At 69.5% G+C, this 14854-nt stretch carries 14 protein-coding genes and 4 tRNA genes; 6 read left to right on the plus strand and 12 right to left on the minus strand.

Annotated elements, in window-relative coordinates:
• Positions 1–220 precede the first annotated feature (220 nt).
• From rlmD to surE, 4 genes are all read right to left on the minus strand, one after another.
• Entirely contained in the window at positions 221–1663 is a 1443-nt protein-coding gene (gene rlmD / locus G3A44_RS02385; protein ID WP_163455898.1) for a 23S rRNA (uracil(1939)-C(5))-methyltransferase RlmD, read from the minus strand.
• A 52-nt stretch (positions 1664–1715) separates the two neighbouring features.
• Positions 1716–2597, minus strand: a complete 882-nt coding sequence (locus tag G3A44_RS02390; RefSeq protein ID WP_375138614.1) for a peptidoglycan DD-metalloendopeptidase family protein — start codon at positions 2595–2597, stop codon at positions 1716–1718.
• Between the two features lie 73 nt (positions 2598–2670).
• A complete protein-coding gene (locus G3A44_RS02395) occupies positions 2671–3507 on the minus strand; it encodes a protein-L-isoaspartate O-methyltransferase family protein (protein WP_163455899.1) in 837 nt (278 codons plus the stop codon).
• A 13-nt stretch (positions 3508–3520) separates the two neighbouring features.
• Positions 3521–4297 (minus strand): 5'/3'-nucleotidase SurE, encoded by a 777-nt coding sequence (gene surE, locus G3A44_RS02400; RefSeq protein ID WP_163455900.1) that lies wholly within the window; start codon positions 4295–4297, stop codon positions 3521–3523.
• A gap of 108 nt (positions 4298–4405) precedes the next feature.
• On the opposite strand from surE, the gene G3A44_RS02405 reads away from it, so the two are divergent.
• The 4 genes from G3A44_RS02405 (at position 4406) to G3A44_RS02420 (ending at position 9145) form a co-directional block, all read left to right on the plus strand.
• On the plus strand, positions 4406–5395 hold the full coding sequence (locus G3A44_RS02405) for an NADPH:quinone oxidoreductase family protein (protein ID WP_163455901.1): 990 nt from the start codon (positions 4406–4408) through the stop codon (positions 5393–5395).
• Positions 5396–5568: 173 nt separating this feature from the next.
• Positions 5569–6312, plus strand: coding sequence for a LuxR C-terminal-related transcriptional regulator (locus tag G3A44_RS02410; RefSeq protein ID WP_163455902.1), 744 nt, complete (start codon positions 5569–5571; stop codon positions 6310–6312).
• 50 nt (positions 6313–6362) lie between these two features.
• The gene (locus G3A44_RS24030; RefSeq protein WP_163455903.1) at positions 6363–8636 is read left to right on the plus strand and encodes a sensor histidine kinase; all 2274 of its coding nucleotides are present in this window, start codon (positions 6363–6365) and stop codon (positions 8634–8636) included.
• Positions 8637–8683: 47 nt separating this feature from the next.
• Positions 8684–9145 carry an acyl-CoA thioesterase gene (locus G3A44_RS02420; RefSeq protein ID WP_163455904.1) on the plus strand — a complete coding sequence of 154 codons (462 nt, stop codon included), beginning with the start codon at positions 8684–8686 and terminating at the stop codon, positions 9143–9145.
• Positions 9146–9148: 3 nt separating this feature from the next.
• Here G3A44_RS02420 and G3A44_RS02425 read toward each other — a convergent pair whose 3' ends face one another.
• On the minus strand, positions 9149–9508 hold the full coding sequence (locus tag G3A44_RS02425; protein ID WP_163455905.1) for a Spx/MgsR family RNA polymerase-binding regulatory protein: 360 nt from the start codon (positions 9506–9508) through the stop codon (positions 9149–9151).
• A 124-nt stretch (positions 9509–9632) separates the two neighbouring features.
• Between G3A44_RS02425 and G3A44_RS02430 the strand changes: the two genes are divergently transcribed.
• The gene (locus G3A44_RS02430; RefSeq protein ID WP_163455906.1) at positions 9633–10913 is read left to right on the plus strand and encodes an NAD(P)/FAD-dependent oxidoreductase; all 1281 of its coding nucleotides are present in this window, start codon (positions 9633–9635) and stop codon (positions 10911–10913) included.
• A 61-nt stretch (positions 10914–10974) separates the two neighbouring features.
• Positions 10975–11886 carry an EamA family transporter gene (locus G3A44_RS02435; RefSeq protein ID WP_163455907.1) on the plus strand — a complete coding sequence of 304 codons (912 nt, stop codon included), beginning with the start codon at positions 10975–10977 and terminating at the stop codon, positions 11884–11886.
• Positions 11887–12025: 139 nt separating this feature from the next.
• On the opposite strand, the gene G3A44_RS02440 is transcribed toward G3A44_RS02435, so the two are convergent.
• From G3A44_RS02440 to G3A44_RS02470, 7 genes are all read right to left on the minus strand, one after another.
• Positions 12026–12101 (minus strand) — tRNA-Lys (locus tag G3A44_RS02440).
• Between the two features lie 54 nt (positions 12102–12155).
• Positions 12156–12231, minus strand: a tRNA-Lys gene (locus G3A44_RS02445).
• A gap of 58 nt (positions 12232–12289) precedes the next feature.
• Positions 12290–12365 (minus strand) — tRNA-Lys (locus G3A44_RS02450).
• Between the two features lie 83 nt (positions 12366–12448).
• A tRNA-Lys gene (locus tag G3A44_RS02455) sits at positions 12449–12524 on the minus strand.
• Between the two features lie 68 nt (positions 12525–12592).
• The gene (locus tag G3A44_RS02460; RefSeq protein ID WP_163456082.1) at positions 12593–13309 is read right to left on the minus strand and encodes a tRNA threonylcarbamoyladenosine dehydratase; all 717 of its coding nucleotides are present in this window, start codon (positions 13307–13309) and stop codon (positions 12593–12595) included.
• Positions 13310–13429: 120 nt separating this feature from the next.
• Complete coding sequence (gene ybgF, locus G3A44_RS02465; RefSeq protein ID WP_163455908.1) at positions 13430–14233, minus strand: tol-pal system protein YbgF; 804 nt, start codon at positions 14231–14233, stop codon at positions 13430–13432.
• A gap of 2 nt (positions 14234–14235) precedes the next feature.
• Complete coding sequence (locus G3A44_RS02470) at positions 14236–14853, minus strand: OmpA family protein (protein ID WP_239061660.1); 618 nt, start codon at positions 14851–14853, stop codon at positions 14236–14238.
• Position 14854: the final 1 nt, after the last annotated feature.

Below are 14854 nucleotides of genomic sequence, written 5' to 3' on the forward strand. Positions count from 1 at the left end.
CACCGGCAGCAAGCCCGGTCTGTACCGCTGTTGCTACGTGGGGCCAGGCTGTCACACTGCGTCGAAATGTGACCCACGGCCCCGCGGCGGGCGTTGCGCCAAGTCAAGCCTGCGCCCGCACCGATCCGCCGTCCCCAAGGAGATGGATCTGGCTCAAGCGGCGCACCCCTGCCCGGAGGTGCACCGCCCGGCCTGCGGCCCGGCCTACCCCGCCCTGTCCTCAGGCGGCTTCGTCCGCGGCCCCCACAACCCCGGGGGCGCCGACGGCGTCGGTCCATCCGGCCAGCGCCTGGGCATCGGGCAGCACGGCCTCTTCGTCCAGGTCAAAGACCGCCATGCTCTCCACATGCGCGGTATGCGGGAACATGTTGACCACCCCGGCCTGGCTGCAGCGGTAACCCGCCACATGCACCAGCAGGCCGGCATCGCGCGCCAGCGTGGCCGGGTTGCAGCTCACGTAGACGATGCGCTGCGGGGGCTGCCAGTCGGTGCGGCGCTGGACGCGCAGCCCTGCCAGGGCCTTGACCAGCGCAAAGGCGCCCTCACGGGGAGGGTCCACCAGCCAGCGGTTGGCCGGACCGTAGGCGACGATGTCCTCAGGCGCCAGCTCGAAGAGGTTGCGTGCGGCAAAACGCGTTTTGGCCGACAGGCCGTTGGCCTGCGCGTTCTCGCGCGAGCGCTGCACCAGCGCCTCGCTGCCTTCGATGCCCAGCACGCTGGCGGCCTGGCGGGCCAGGGGCAGCGTGAAGTTACCCAGGCCACAGAACCAGTCGATCACCTGGTCGCTGGGCTGCACCTGCAGCAGGCGAAGCGCCCGGCCCACCAGCACCTCATTGATCTGGTGGTTGACCTGGGTGAAATCGGTGGGCTTGAAAGGCATGCGCAAATCAAACTCGCGCAGGCGGTACTCCAGCGTCGGCCCCCCGGCATCCAGCAGGTGGACCGTGTCGGGTCCCTTGGGTTGCAGCCACCACTGCACGTCATGCCGGGCGGCGAAATCGCGCAGGCGCTGCACATCGTCGGCGCACAGCGGCTCCAGGTGTCTCAGCACCAGCGCGGTGACCCCCTCGCCGACCGCCAACTCAATCTGCGGCAGACGGTCACGGGCTTGCATGTCACCGATCAGCGCCCGCAGCGGCATCAACATGGCGCTGACCTTGGGCGGCAGCACCGGACAGGTCTGGATGTCGGCCACGTAGCGTGACTTGCGCTCGTGAAAGCCCACCAGCACCGTGCCCTTGCGGGCCACGTGCCGCACCGACAGGCGTGCGCGGTAGCGGTAGCCCCAGGTCGGCCCCTCGATGGGCCGCATCATGCGTTCCGGGCGCACCTTGGACAGGTGCTGCAGATTGGTCTCCAGCACCCGCTGCTTGACGGCGACCTGCGCCGCAGCGTCCAGATGCTGCATCTTGCAACCCCCGCAGGCGCCCTGGTGCAGCCCGAAATGCGGACAGCCCGGTCGCACCCGCTGCGAGCTTTCGCGCCGGATCTCACGCACCACCGCCTGTTCCCAGCTGTTCTTGCTGCGTCCGACGGTGACCTGGGCTTCTTCGCCGGGCAGAGCGCCCTCGATGAAGACGACCTTGCCTTCGTTGTTGCGGGCCACGCCCTGTGCATCCAGGTCGAGGGACTCGACCTTCAGCCATTCATCCGCTTGTGTCATGGCGCGGCATTATCGGCGGCCCGGCCATGCCCGCCGCCACCCGCGATGCGCCTCAACGCGCCGGCAGGTACTTCGCCGGGTCCACCGGCTTGCCCTGGCGGCGCACCTCAAAGTGGAGCTTGACCCGGTCGGTATCGGAGCTGCCCATCTCGGCGATCTTCTGACCGCGCTTGACCGTCTGGTCCTCCTTGACCAGGAAGGTCTGGTTATGGGCGTAGGCGGTGAGGAAATTACCGCCGTGCTTGACGATGATGAGGTTGCCGTAACCGCGCACCCCCGAGCCCACGTACACCACCTGCCCATCGGCCGCGGCCACCACCGGATCGCCGGCCTTGCCGGCAATGGCGATGCCCTTGCTGAGCTTCTCGTCAAACGCGGTGAGCACACTGCCGCCAGCCGGCCAGGACCAGCGCAGGCCACCTTCGTCGGCTTCGCGCGGCACCTCGCGGGCGGGCTCGGCGGCGGGCGGCTTGCCGGTGGCCGCCGGAGCTGCCGCTGCGGCCGTGGCGGCCCCTGGGGCTGCCCCCGGCTTTCCCGCCTCCAGGGGACGGGCCTCGATGGGGCGGGTCTCGATGCGCGTAGGCCGCACCGGGCTGACCTGCGGCTCGCCCGAAGGCGGCACCACACGCAGCACCTGACCGACCTCAATCAGGTTGGGATTCTCCAGGTTGTTCCAGCGGGCAATGTCCCGCCAGCCCTGGCCGGTCTCCAGACCGATCCGGGTGAGGGTGTCCCCCGGCTTGACCATGTACTCGCCGGGCTTGAGCACCACCGGCGCCGCCTCCACGTCGGCAGCCGAGGCGGGCAGCGCAGGACGGCCCGCCGCCGCGGGGCCGGTGGCCGGACGGGTGGCGCGCGGGGAGACAGCTTGGCGCTGCTCCACCGGCGCATCGGGTCCGGTGGAAGAGCAGGCCGTCACGGCCAAAAAGGTCAAGCAGCAGGTGGCGGCGCGCCACAGGCGCGGGTTGCTCGCAGTCGATGTCAGGGCAGCCTCCGGCAGCGGGGATTCAGGCGACGCCGGATTTTAGTGGGACGAACTGCACCGCCTCGCCCACGGTGCGGCGCCAGCCGTCCTTGAGCCGGTCCACGACGATCAGCACCTGGCCCAGGCCGTTGGGCGCGCGGGCCGGCGCCACGATCCGCCCCCCCACGGCAAGCTGCTCCATCCAGGCAAGGGGGATGTCCTCCCCGCCTGCGGCGGCGATGATGCTGTCGAAGGGGCCGGCCTCCGCATGCCCCAGCATGCCGTCGCCCGCCACCAACGTGCACGGCACCGGCAGTTGGAAGTGGCTGAGGTGCCGGCAGGCCAGCTCGTGCAAGGCCAGGAGCCGCTCCACCGACACCACCGAGGTGGCCAGGGCGCACAGCACCGCGGTCTGGTAGCCGCAGCCCGTCCCCACCTCCAGCACACGCCCCAGGTGGCCCTGGGCGCGGGCGGTGTCTCCCAACATCAGCCACTCCAGCATGCGGGCCACGACGGAAGGCTTGGAGATGGTCTGACCCAGCCCGATGGGCAGGCTGGTGTCCTCATAGGCCTGGGCCGCCAGCGCGGAATCGACGAAGACATGGCGCGGCACATGGCTCATGGCCTGCAGCACCGGCGCGCAGGAGATCCCGTCGGCACGCAAACGCACGATCATGCGCTGACGCACCGCCGCGGTGTCCAGCCCCAGGCCGGTGGGCGCCGTGCGGCGCTGCGCGTCGCGGGCAGCCTCGGCCAGCGGCCTTTGGGGCCGCAGGGGCTGCGGCCGGCGTTCGGCAGCGGCAGCCGCCGGCTGCAGACCGGCCGGAAAACGCGGTCGCTGACGGGGGGGGTCGCCGCTCACGGCGCGCTCCTGCCCCATGGGCGGGCGAACTTCAGACCGCCCCCATCAGACGACGGCGCCAACCGGGCAGCCCGGCATGATCGGTCAGGTCCACCTGCAGCGGGGTGATCGAGATGCGCCCTTGGGCGATGGCGTTGAAGTCGGTGCCCTCGCCGGCATCCAGGGCCTCGCCGGCCGCCCCGATCCAGTAGAGCGGGTCACCGCGCGGGCTTTCCTGGCGGATGACCGGAGCGCTGGGATGGCGCCGGCCCAGGCGGGTGACCTGCCAGGGCAGGCTGGCGGCATCGGGCCGGTTGGGGATGTTGACGTTGAGCAGCCAGGGCCGGTCGCCGGGCGCCCGCATCTGCAGCGCCGGCAGCAGCGAACGCACCACGGCCAGGGCCACCTCGGCTGCGGCCTCCAGGTGGGTCCAACCCTTGTCGACCTGCGAGAAGGCGATGGCGGGGATGCCGAACTGATGACCCTCCATGGCCGCGGCGACGGTGCCCGAATACAGGGTGTCGTCGCCCATGTTGGCCCCCTGGTTGATGCCGGAGACAACCAGATCAGGCCGCTGCGCCAACAGACCGGTGAGCGCCACGTGGACACTGTCGGTGGGCGTGCCGTTGACGTACCGGAACCCGGTCTGCTCACCACCGGCGGCCTCCAGCACCGACAGCGGACGGTGCAGGCTCAGGGAGTTGGAGGTGCCGCTGGCGTTCTGCTCCGGCGCGACCACCTCGACCTCGCCCAAGTTCCGCATGACCCGGGCCAGGGCGGCCAGTCCGGGGGCCAGGTAACCATCGTCGTTGGCGATCAGGATGCGCATCGGCCGATCATAGCGGCCCACTGGCCGCGGGGTCACCTGCGCGACGGCCCGGCCCGGGCCCCCCCCGTAGCATCCACCGCGCACCCGCACCATCACAGGAGACAAGGCATGCAAGCATGGCTGTGCGAACGACTTGACGGGCCTGAGGCCCTGCGCTGGGCGGAGCTGCCCGACCCCGAGCCCGGCCCGGGCGAGGTCCGGGTTCGGGTGGCCGCCGCCAGCCTGAACTTCCCTGATCTGTTGATCACTCAGGGCAAGTACCAAGCCCGACCCGCCTTGCCCTTTGTGCCCGGGGCGGAATTTGCCGGGGTGGTGGATGCCGTGGGCGCGCAGGTGCGTGGCTGGCAACCTGGCCAACGGGTGATTGCCATAGGTGGCACCGGCGGTTTGGGCACCCAGGCGGTGGTGCCGGCCGAACGGCTGCTGCCCCTGCCCGCTGGTTTCCCGATGCACGAGGCGGCCGCCTTCGTGTTCACCTATGGCACCTCCCACCATGCCCTGATCGACCGGGGTGCCCTCAAGGCTGGAGAGACGGTGCTGATCCTCGGTGCCGCCAGCGGCGTGGGCACCGCCGCCCTCCAGATCGCCCGGCAGGCCGGAGCCCGGGTCATCGCCGTGGCCTCCACGCCGCACAAACGCCAGGCCTGCCTGGACCTGGGCGCGCAGGCCGCCATTGCCGCCGACCCGCAGGAGCTGCGGGCACAGGTCACGACATTGACCGAAGGGCGCGGGGTCGATGTGGTGTACGACGCGGTGGGCGGCGCACTGGCCGAGCCGGCCCTGCGCAGCCTGGCCTGGCGCGGTCGCTACCTGGTGGTGGGCTTCGCCTCGGGCCAGATCCCGGCCCTGCCCTTCAACCTGGCCTTGCTCAAGGGAGCCAGCATCGTCGGCGTGTTTTGGGGCGACTTCATGCGCCGGGAGCCGCAAGCCGCCACCCAAGCCCTGGCCGCCCTGTTCGAGGGGCATGCCCAAGGGGCGCTGAGGCCTCATCTGGACCAGGTGCTGCCCCTGGCGCGGCTGCCCGAGGCCTTCACCCGCATGGCCAGCCGCCAGGTGGTCGGCAAGCTGGTGCTGGAGATCGATCCCGCCCTGTGCTGAGCCTGGCGTGCAGCTGGGCGCGCAACCCCGTCCTTTGGGGGGGAAGCCCCCTGCCCGGGGGGCCTGAGCCAGGGGGGTGCGCTGCTAGAGTAGCGGCCAACGTCCGCCGGCCTTCGGGGCCGGCGGCCCCCACCGCCCGACCCAACCGCCCCGCCCCCTAGGGAGAACCCAACATGACCGTCAAGGTGCTGATCCTTGAAGACAACCCGGTGGCCCGGGGCTTCCTGTCCCGCGTGCTCAAGGAAGCCTTCAGCGACCCCATCTCCATCACCGAGGCCGGTGACCTGGAGACCGCCCGCGCCCAGATCGCCCTGACCGGGCCCGGCGGCCTGCATGGCACCGATCCCTTCAAGCTGATGCTCCTGGACCTGGAGCTACCCGATGGCAACGGCATGGAGCTGCTGGCCGAACTGGGACAGTACCCCGCCACCAAGGTCGTCACCACCCTCTATTCGGACGACGACCATCTCTTCCCCGCCCTGCAGTGCGGTGCCGACGGCTACCTGCTCAAAGAAGACCGCTTCGAAGTGCTGGTCGAGGAACTGCGCAAGATCGTGCTGGGCCAGCCCCCGCTCTCGCCCGCCATCGCGCGCCGTCTGCTGACGCATTTCCGCCACGGCGGCTCGGGCGACGGCGCCGCGCCGCTGGCCCCCTCGCTCACGGCCGCCCCCGCCCCGGCCACCAGCACCAAGGCCCCGGTGCAGATCGAGCAGAAGGTGGAACTGCCCCACCTGACCCCGCGCGAGATCGAGGTGCTGACCTACCTAAGCAAGGGATTCACCATCAAGGAGATCGCCAACCTGATGGGCATCAAGTGGTTCACGGTGAACGACCACATCAAGTCGATCTACCGCAAGCTCAACGTCTCCAGCCGCGCCGAGGCGGCCGTGCTGGCCAGCAAGCAAGGTTTGGTCTGAACCTGTCCTGATCTCCCGGCCCGCCGGGCGGGCCGCTGCCGGAAGCGCGCGTGAATCCCTCTCCCCTGGACTCCACCTTCACGCACGGCAGCCTGCTGTCCTCCGTGCTGGGGGACACCACCACCAACACGGGCATCAAGCCCCCCCTGCCCGAGCCGGAGCTGACCAACCTGGCGGTGGGCCCGCGCATCACCTGGCGCCGCCGGGTCCTGCTGCTGCTGGCCATCCTGGGCTGTGTGGGGGTGTTCCTGCTGGCACGGCTGCTGGCCGGTCAGCCCGAGGTCCCCGCCGAATGGCGACATACGCCTGAAGGGCGCCTGGAGCTGGCCAGCTCGCCGCTGCCGGAGCTCAAGCCTTTCCTGGGCCAGCCCCTGCAGGGCCTGCGCACGGCCGACGGCCGCTTGCTGAGGTTCTCGGTCCTGACCACCGCGCACTCCGCACGCTGGTTTGCCGATACCCACCACCAGGCATCGCTGCAGCAGGTACGTATCGCGGCGGCCCAGGCGGTGGAGGCCGGGCCGGTACGGCTGGTGTTCACCGACGGGGCGGAAGTCAGCGTACGCCCACAGCCCCGCGGCTACGGCGGGCTGGGCGCCATGTTCTGGCTCATGAGCACCTTCGCGCTGGTGCTCTACCTGGTGGGCTGGATCGTGCCCCTGGTGCAACCGCAGGGCCGCAACCTGCTCTACGCCACCATGGCGCAGGCCCAGGTGGCCCAGCTCGCGCTGGCGGCCGTGTCGTCGCTGCCCTCCCTCACCCAACCGTCACTGCTGGTGGCCCACGAGGCCGGCCTGCGCAGCGCACTCGACTTGTTGACAGGCGCAGCCATCGTGCATGCCTGCCTGCTGCATCCAGCACGGCTGCCCGGGGGGGGCGTGCTCGCCCTGCTGGCCTGGCTGACCCCGGGGATCCTGGGTGCGCTGTGGTGGCAAGGGGCGCTGGACGCGCCGTGGCTGTGGTCCCAGGGCCTGATGGTGGCCGACGGACTGGCCTGCATCGGTGTGCTCACCTGGGCCAACCGGCAGTCTCCGCAACCCTTTGCCCTGGTGATGCGGCGCTTCGCGATGATCACCGTGGGCACCCTGGCCCTGCTGACGCTGGCGGTCTGGCTCATGCCCCTGCTGCCCGACGAGGTCCAGCCCGTGGCCGCCGTCGGGCCGGTGATCTGGGGGGTGTTCTTCGCCTCGGTCATCCTGCTGGTGCCCTTTGTGGCCCGTTCGCAGAGCGTGATGCGCGAGTTCGCCATGCTGGCGGGTGTGAGCACCATGGCCACCTCGGTGGACCTGCTGTTCGTCGCCGTCTTCTCTTTCAGCCAATTCGCCTCGCTCACGCTCTCGCTGTTTCTGGCCCTGGGCGCGTATGCAGCGGTGCGGCACTGGCTGATGAACCAGATCATCGGTGCGCGCACACTGACCACCGAGCGCATGTTCGAGCACCTCTACCGCATCGCCCGCGAAGTGGAGGCGCGGCCGGAGCGGGCCGCCGACCGCATGATCGACCTGCTGCGCCACGTCTTCGAGCCCTTGGAGACCGAACGGCTGGACGGGCGGATGAAGTACAGCCGCGTCACCGGCAACGGCGCGATGCTGCTGGTGCCCCTGCCCAACCTGACCGAAGCGCCAACGGTCAGTGGCGTGGTGGGTCTGCGTTTTGCCGAACGTGGCAAGCGCCTGTTCACCCTGGAGGATGCGCGCCTGGCAGACCGCATCGTGCAGCAGCTGATGCGGGCCGTGGCCCACGACCGTGCAGTCGAGCGCGGTCGCAGCGAAGAGCGAGCGCGTATCGCCCAGGACCTGCACGACGACATCGGCGCGCGCCTGCTGACCCTGATGTACCAGGCCCCCACCAAGGAGATGGAGGACTATGTCCGCCACACCCTGCAGGACCTCAAGACCCTGACCCGCGGTCTGGCCAGCAAGGCCCATCCGCTGGCACTGGCCCTCGCAGAGTGGAAGACCGACATCGACCATCGGCTGGAGGCTGCAGGCCTGAGCTTGGCCTGGAACGCCAACATCGACCAGGACCTGCCGCTGACCGTGGTGCAGTGGTCCTCCCTCACCCGCATCCTGCGCGAGCTGGTGAGCAATGTGATCGCCCACTCCAAGGCCAAACACATCGAGATCGACTGCACCCTCCAGGAAGGGCAGTTCGTGGTGATCGTCAAGGACGACGGCGAGGGCCGGGAGCCGGCGCGCTGGTCCCATGGGCTGGGCCTGGGGGGCATCCGCAAGCGCGTCAAGCTCATGGGCGGTTCTGTCCAGTGGCGGGAACGAGAGGGCCGGGGCATCGTCTGCTCTGTCATCATCCCTCGCCTGAGCACCTGAACCGCCACAGGCCCCACGCTGCCATGGGGCCGGCACCCACCGCCGCCATGAGCTACGTCCACATCCACACCGTGAGTGTCCACTTCGGGGACTGCGACCCCGCGGGCATCGTCTTCTTCCCCAACTTCGCCCGCTGGATGGACCAGTCCTCGCTGGCCTTCTTCCGGGCCTGTGGCGTGCCCCCCTGGCGCGAACTCGAACGCAGCCGCGGCATCGTGGGCACTCCGCTGCTGGAGACCCAGACGCGCTTCATCCAGCCGGCCACCTACGGTGATGTGCTGGAGGTGCACACGCGCATCGCCGAATGGCGCCACAAGGTGTTCGTCCACGAACACCGCATCCTGCGCGATGGCGAACTGCTGTGCGAGGGCCGTGAGGTCCGCGCCTTCGTGGTGCGGTTAGATGAGGCGAGCGGCCATCGGCTCAAGTCCATTCCCGTGCCGGCGGACATCCGCACCTTGTGCGACGGCCCCCGGGCGGCCGAGGACGCCGGCCGTGCCGGCGCCTGAACTTCAGCGGGCGACGCGCTCCTGAGCCCAGCGCGCGGCGTCAAAGCCGACCGTCAGCGTGCCATCGGCCCAGCGCACCACCGGCCGCTTGATCAGTGACGGGTGGTCGGACATCAACGCGGCCGCACCGGCAGCCTCCTGGGCTTGGGCCTGGGCGGCTGCGTCCAGCTTGCGCCACGTGGTGCCTTGCCGGTTGAGCAAACGCTCCCAAGGCAGCCCCTGGGCCTCCCAAGCCGCCAGCAGCGGGGCCACCTCGACCTTTTTAAGGTCGATGAATTCATGGGCCAGGCCTTGGGCCTGCAACCAGGCCCGGGCCTTCTTGACCGTGTCGCAGTTGGGAATGCCGTAGCAAAGGATCGTCATGCCGGCATGTTGCCCGGCGATGGGCGCGGCCACAAGCCGTCACATCGCCCCGCTCCAGCCCGGCGCGCGACTTGCAACCCCGCCGCGTTGACGCCCTGAGGCACTCCAAAAACGGACACCTGTCATGCATTTCGACATCGTCATCGTCGGCGGAGGCGCCGGCGGGCTGGAACTGGCCGCCATGCTGGGACGTCGCCTGGGGCGGCGTCAGGGCCGCGAACGGGTGCTGCTCATTGACCGCAGCGCCTTCCACATCTGGAAGCCAACCCTGCACGAAGTGGCCGCCGGCACCCTGGATGCCCACCAGGAAGGGCTTTCCTACACCATCCTGGCACGCCGTAACCATTTCAGCTTCACCCTGGGCGAACTGGACGGCCTGGAGGCCGGGACGCGACGGCTCACCCTCAAGGCCCTGCAGGACGAGCAAGGACAGACGCTGATCCCGGCGCGACAGGTCAGCTTCCGCTGGGCGGTGCTGGCCATCGGCAGCGGCTCCAACTTCTTCGGCACCCCCGGCGCCGAACATGCCTTCGTGCTGGAGCAGGCCCACGACGCCGAACGCTTCCGCCAGCGCCTGCTGGCCGCGTTCACCCGCGCCGCCTTCTCCCCGGAGAAGCGGCTTGGTGTGGCCATCGTGGGCGCCGGAGCGACAGGGGTGGAACTCTCGGCGGAACTGATCGAGGCCCACCAGGAGCTTCAGGACGGTCTGGGCAGTGAGCAGCGCTTTCGACTGGACATCAGTGTGGTGGAGGCCGGTCCGCGCATCCTGGGCGGCCTGCCTGAGAAGATCTCCCGGCAGGCCACCGTGGCCCTGCAGCGCAAACAGGTCCGGGTGATGACGGGCACCAAGGTGCAAGCCATCGAGGCCGACGGCCTGCAGACCAGCCAGGGCCGGGTGCCGGCCGACCTGATCGTCTGGGCCGCCGGCATCAAGGCGGCCGACAGCAACCTGCGCTACGGCCTGAGCACCAACCGGGCCCACCAATTCATCGTCAACGACCGGCTTGAAACCAGCGCCCCCGGGCTCTATGCCCTGGGCGACTGCGCCGCCTGCGTCTGGGAGGGCGACAAGCTGGTGCCCGCCCGGGCCCAGGCCGCGCACCAGCAGGCCTGCTACCTGTTGCAGGTCTTCCTGGCCCTGCTGGCCGAGCGGGTGCATGCCCCGGCCTTCCGCTACCGCGACTTTGGCTCGCTCGTCTCCCTGGGCGACAACAAGGGTGTGGGCAACCTGATGGGCGGGCTGTCGGGCCGCAATTTCTTCGTCGAGGGACTGCTGGCCAAGTGGATGTACATGTCGCTGCACCTCAACCACCACCGCGCCATCGTCGGCGGGGTCAACACGGTGGTGCTGGCGCTGGCGCGCCTGCTGCAGCGGCGGGTCTCGGGCCGGCTCAAGCTGCACTGAGGCGGGCGTCGGCAGTGGGCCGCCGGTGCGACCGGGCGGCACCAGGGCCTACAGTGCAGGGATGTCCCCTTCTGCGCTGAACGCCTTTCTGCCCCTGCTGGCCCTCTTGGCCTCTGTCACCCTTCTCGGCCTGGGCACCTCCTGGGCCAAGCTGGCCCTCTTCCCGCTGGCCGGCGCCTTGGGCACCACCACGCTGCGGGTGGGCTTCTCCGCCCTGCTCATGCTGCTGTGGTGGCGGCCCTGGCGCTGGCCGCTGCACCGCCGCGACCGCCTGCACCTGCTGGGCTATGGCGCGGCCCTGGGTGGCATGAACCTCTTCTTTTACCTGTCGCTGCAACGCATCCCCTTCGGCGTGGCGGTGGCCATCGAATTCGCCGGACCGCTGACGGTGGCGCTGTGGCAGTCGCGCCGCCCGCTGGACCTGGCTTGGGTGGCACTGGCGGTGACCGGCCTGGCGCTGCTGCTGCCCCTGGGCCTGGACACCCAAGCCCTGGACCTGACGGGGGTTCTCCACGCCTTGATCGCCGCAATCTTCTGGGCGCTCTACATCTTGCTGGGCAAGCGCGTGGCACATCTGCATGCCGGCCACTCGGTGTCGCTGGGCCTGAGCGTGGCCGCCCTGGTGGCCCTGCCGACCGGATGGGAGGCCGCCGCCTCGGCCTTGGTCCAGCCCGGCACCTGGGCCGTGGCCCTGGGTGTGGCCGCGCTGTCCAGCGCGGCGCCCATCTCCCTGGAGATGGTGGCACTCAAGCGGCTGCCGGCCCAGGCCTTCGGCATCATGATCAGCATGGAGCCAGCGGTGGCGGCCCTGCTGGCCATGGCCTTGTTGCAGGAGCACCTGAGCCTGCTCCAGTGGGCGGCCATCGCGTTGATCATGTCTGCCAGCGCCGGCGCAGCGCTGTCGGCCCAGACCGACCGCCGCCGACCACCGGCGCCGACGTGCGACGGCGGCGAGCAACCGGCCAAGGCTTGAAGCCCGGGCTGCGTCTGTCCGCGGGCCTCGCGCCCCACGGCCCGCAAGGCGGGCGGGCCATGCACCGCAAGACAAAAGGCCGGCCGGAAAACAAAAAGGACCGGGCTTTCGCCAGGTCCTTTTGTTTCATCAGCAATTTTGGTGGGCCCTGTAGGATTCGAACCTACGACCAACGGATTAAGAGTCCGCTGCTCTACCAACTGAGCTAAGAGCCCGTCTGCACTTGTCGCCCCAACAAACTGGCGCGCAAGGCAAAAGGAGATGATTTTTGGTGGGCCCTGTAGGATTCGAACCTACGACCAACGGATTAAGAGTCCGCTGCTCTACCAACTGAGCTAAGAGCCCGTCCGCGCCCTGCACGCCAGACAAGCTGGCATACCGGGCGAAAGACGATATGAATGGTTGGTGGGCCCTGTAGGATTCGAACCTACGACCAACGGATTAAGAGTCCGCTGCTCTACCAACTGAGCTAAGAGCCCCACAATTTTCCCGACAACCCACTCAACGCGTGAGTGGCTCCAGTGGCGCTGGCACCAAGCTTTTGACCTGAGCGCCAGAGAACTGGTGGGTTGTGCAGGATTCGAACCTGCGACCAACGGATTAAAAGTCCGCTGCTCTACCGACTGAGCTAACAACCCGCGCCGGAAAGCCGTGCATCATAGCACGGGCAATTCCTTTTGCAAGCGTTTTTCCACCCGCGCTGTTTTCAGCCCGCTTGGACGGCCATCGGCAGGCCCAGCTCGACCGCTTGTGCGGCCGCCAGCAGGCCCATGCTGGCCGTCACCATGACCGAAGAGCCGTAGCCGTGGCAGTTCAGGGTGCCGTCCACGCTGCAGCTGCCATCCTGCGGCGGCAAGACCGGCTCGCGGGAAAAGACGCAGCGCACCTGCAGCTTGCCCTGGCGCGGCGCACCGTGCTGCTGGCGCAGGCGCTGTCGCAAGGCCGCCAACAGCGGATCGTGGGTGGCGTCCGCAAGATCGGCCACCTCCAGGCGCTCCGGCTGGCGCTTGCCACCAGCCGCCCCGCAGCAGACCAGGCCCACGCCAGCCTGGCGAGCCCAAGCCGCCAGTGCCAGCTTGGCCTTGACCTGGTCACAGGCGTCGATCAGCACGTCCACCGGTTCGGGCAGCAGCGCCGGCCAGTTCTCGGGCGAGACGAAGTCGTCCACCACCGTCACCCGGGCGCCGGGGTGGATGTCAGCAATGCGCTCGCGCAGGGCCTCGGCCTTGGCCTGACCCACAGTACGCCCCAGGGCCTGCACCTGCCGGTTGATGTTCGACTCGGCGACATGGTCCATGTCGATCAGCACCAGCGTGTGCACGCCGTTGCGGGCCAGCGCCTCCACCGCCCAGGAGCCCACGCCCCCCAGGCCCACCACGGCCACCCGCAGCTGCCGCAAGCGGGCATAGGCCGTGGCGCCCATCAGACGGCGCAGCCCGCCAAAGCGGCGCTCCTCGTCAGCCGGCCAGGCCGGCTCGCCCGCCTGCGGCGCAGGGCTGGCGGACAGCGCCCCGGTGCACGGGTTTGCGATGCCGTCGTCCACTTACTTCAGCGCCGACAGGCGTTCTTTGGCCGCGCCCGCCGCCTCGGACTTGGGGAACTGCTTGATGAGGTCCTCGAACACGCGGCGCGCGGTCTTGGTGTCCTTCATCTCCACGTAGCAGTTGCCAGTGGCCAGCCAGGCCTCCGGCGCCCGTGCGTGGTCAGGTGCCGCGGTCAGGAAGGCGCGGAAGGTGGCCACGGCCTCCTTGTAGTCGCGCCGCGCGTACTGGGCGTTGGCCAGCCAGTAGCGGGCCGAATCACCGTAGCCACTGCTGGGATAGCGCTTGAGGAAAGCCGACAGGGCGAAGCCCGCCTTGTCGAAATCCCCAGCGCGCAGCAGCTCCATGGCCTCCTCGTAGGCCCGCTTCTCGTCGGGCTCGGCCAGGAAGTCCTTGCCGTCCACGCTGACCTTCTGGGGCTCGAGCTTGCGCACGCGGTCCTCCAGGGTCTGGGACATGTCGCGCTGGCGGCGCTGCAGCTCGGCGATGTCGCGCTGCAACTGCTCGTCCTGGCCGCGCAGCCGGGCGATCTCGGCGCGCAGCTGCTCGTTCTGGTTGTTCATCTCCAGCAGGCTGCGCTGCAGGGTCTGCAACTGCTCGGTGAGCTGGCGCACGGCCGCGGCCAGCTGGGCCTTCTGGGACTCGTCGTTCTGCTGGACCTGCTTGCGCAGCTCCAGGATGTATTTGCGTGCCTCGTCGTCTTCAAACAGGCCGGCATGGCCCATGCTGGCCGACAGGGCCAAGCCCAGCGCCAGGACACCCCTGGCGACGGCGGAACGGTTCCACCGGGATCCCACTGCTTGCATCTTCAACGGTCCTTCAGTTCTGCACGGCGATTGCGTGCCCAGGCGTTCTCGCCCCCCCCCTGCACGGCGGGCTGCTCCTCACCCAGGCTCACGGCCTCCAGCTGCGCTGCGGGCACACCCAGCAGCTGCAAAAAGCGCTGCACGGATTCGGCACGCTTCTGGCCCAGCGAGAGGTTGTACTCCCGGCCGCCCCGCTCGTCGGTGTGGCCCTCGATCAACAGACGGCGCTTGGGCTGGGTCAACAGGGTGCGCGCCTTGCGGTCCAAGAGCGGTCGGTCCTGCTCACGCACCGCAAAGCTGTCGTAGTCGAAATAGACGGTGTTACCCCCCGCCTCGCCCAGCGGGCGTCCGTCCGGGCCCAGGCCCGAGCCGGCGCCGCTGGCGCCCAGGTTGACGGTGGTCACGCTGGTGGCGGGCACGGCACTGCCGGTGGCCCCGGCAGCACCCGTGCCGGCGCTGGCGCCTTCTGCCGGAACCACGGCCCGGGTCTCCACCGGCGCCTCCTGGTCCAGGCGTACGCGGCTGCCGCAGCCGGCGGCCAGCAGCAGCGCCGCCACGGTGGTGGCCCACAGGCCGGTGCGGCGCAGCAACTGACCGCGGGTTGATGCTGGATGTGACATG

The organism is Ideonella livida, from assembly GCF_010499455.1.
GTDB lineage: Bacteria > Pseudomonadota > Gammaproteobacteria > Burkholderiales > Burkholderiaceae_C > Ideonella > Ideonella livida.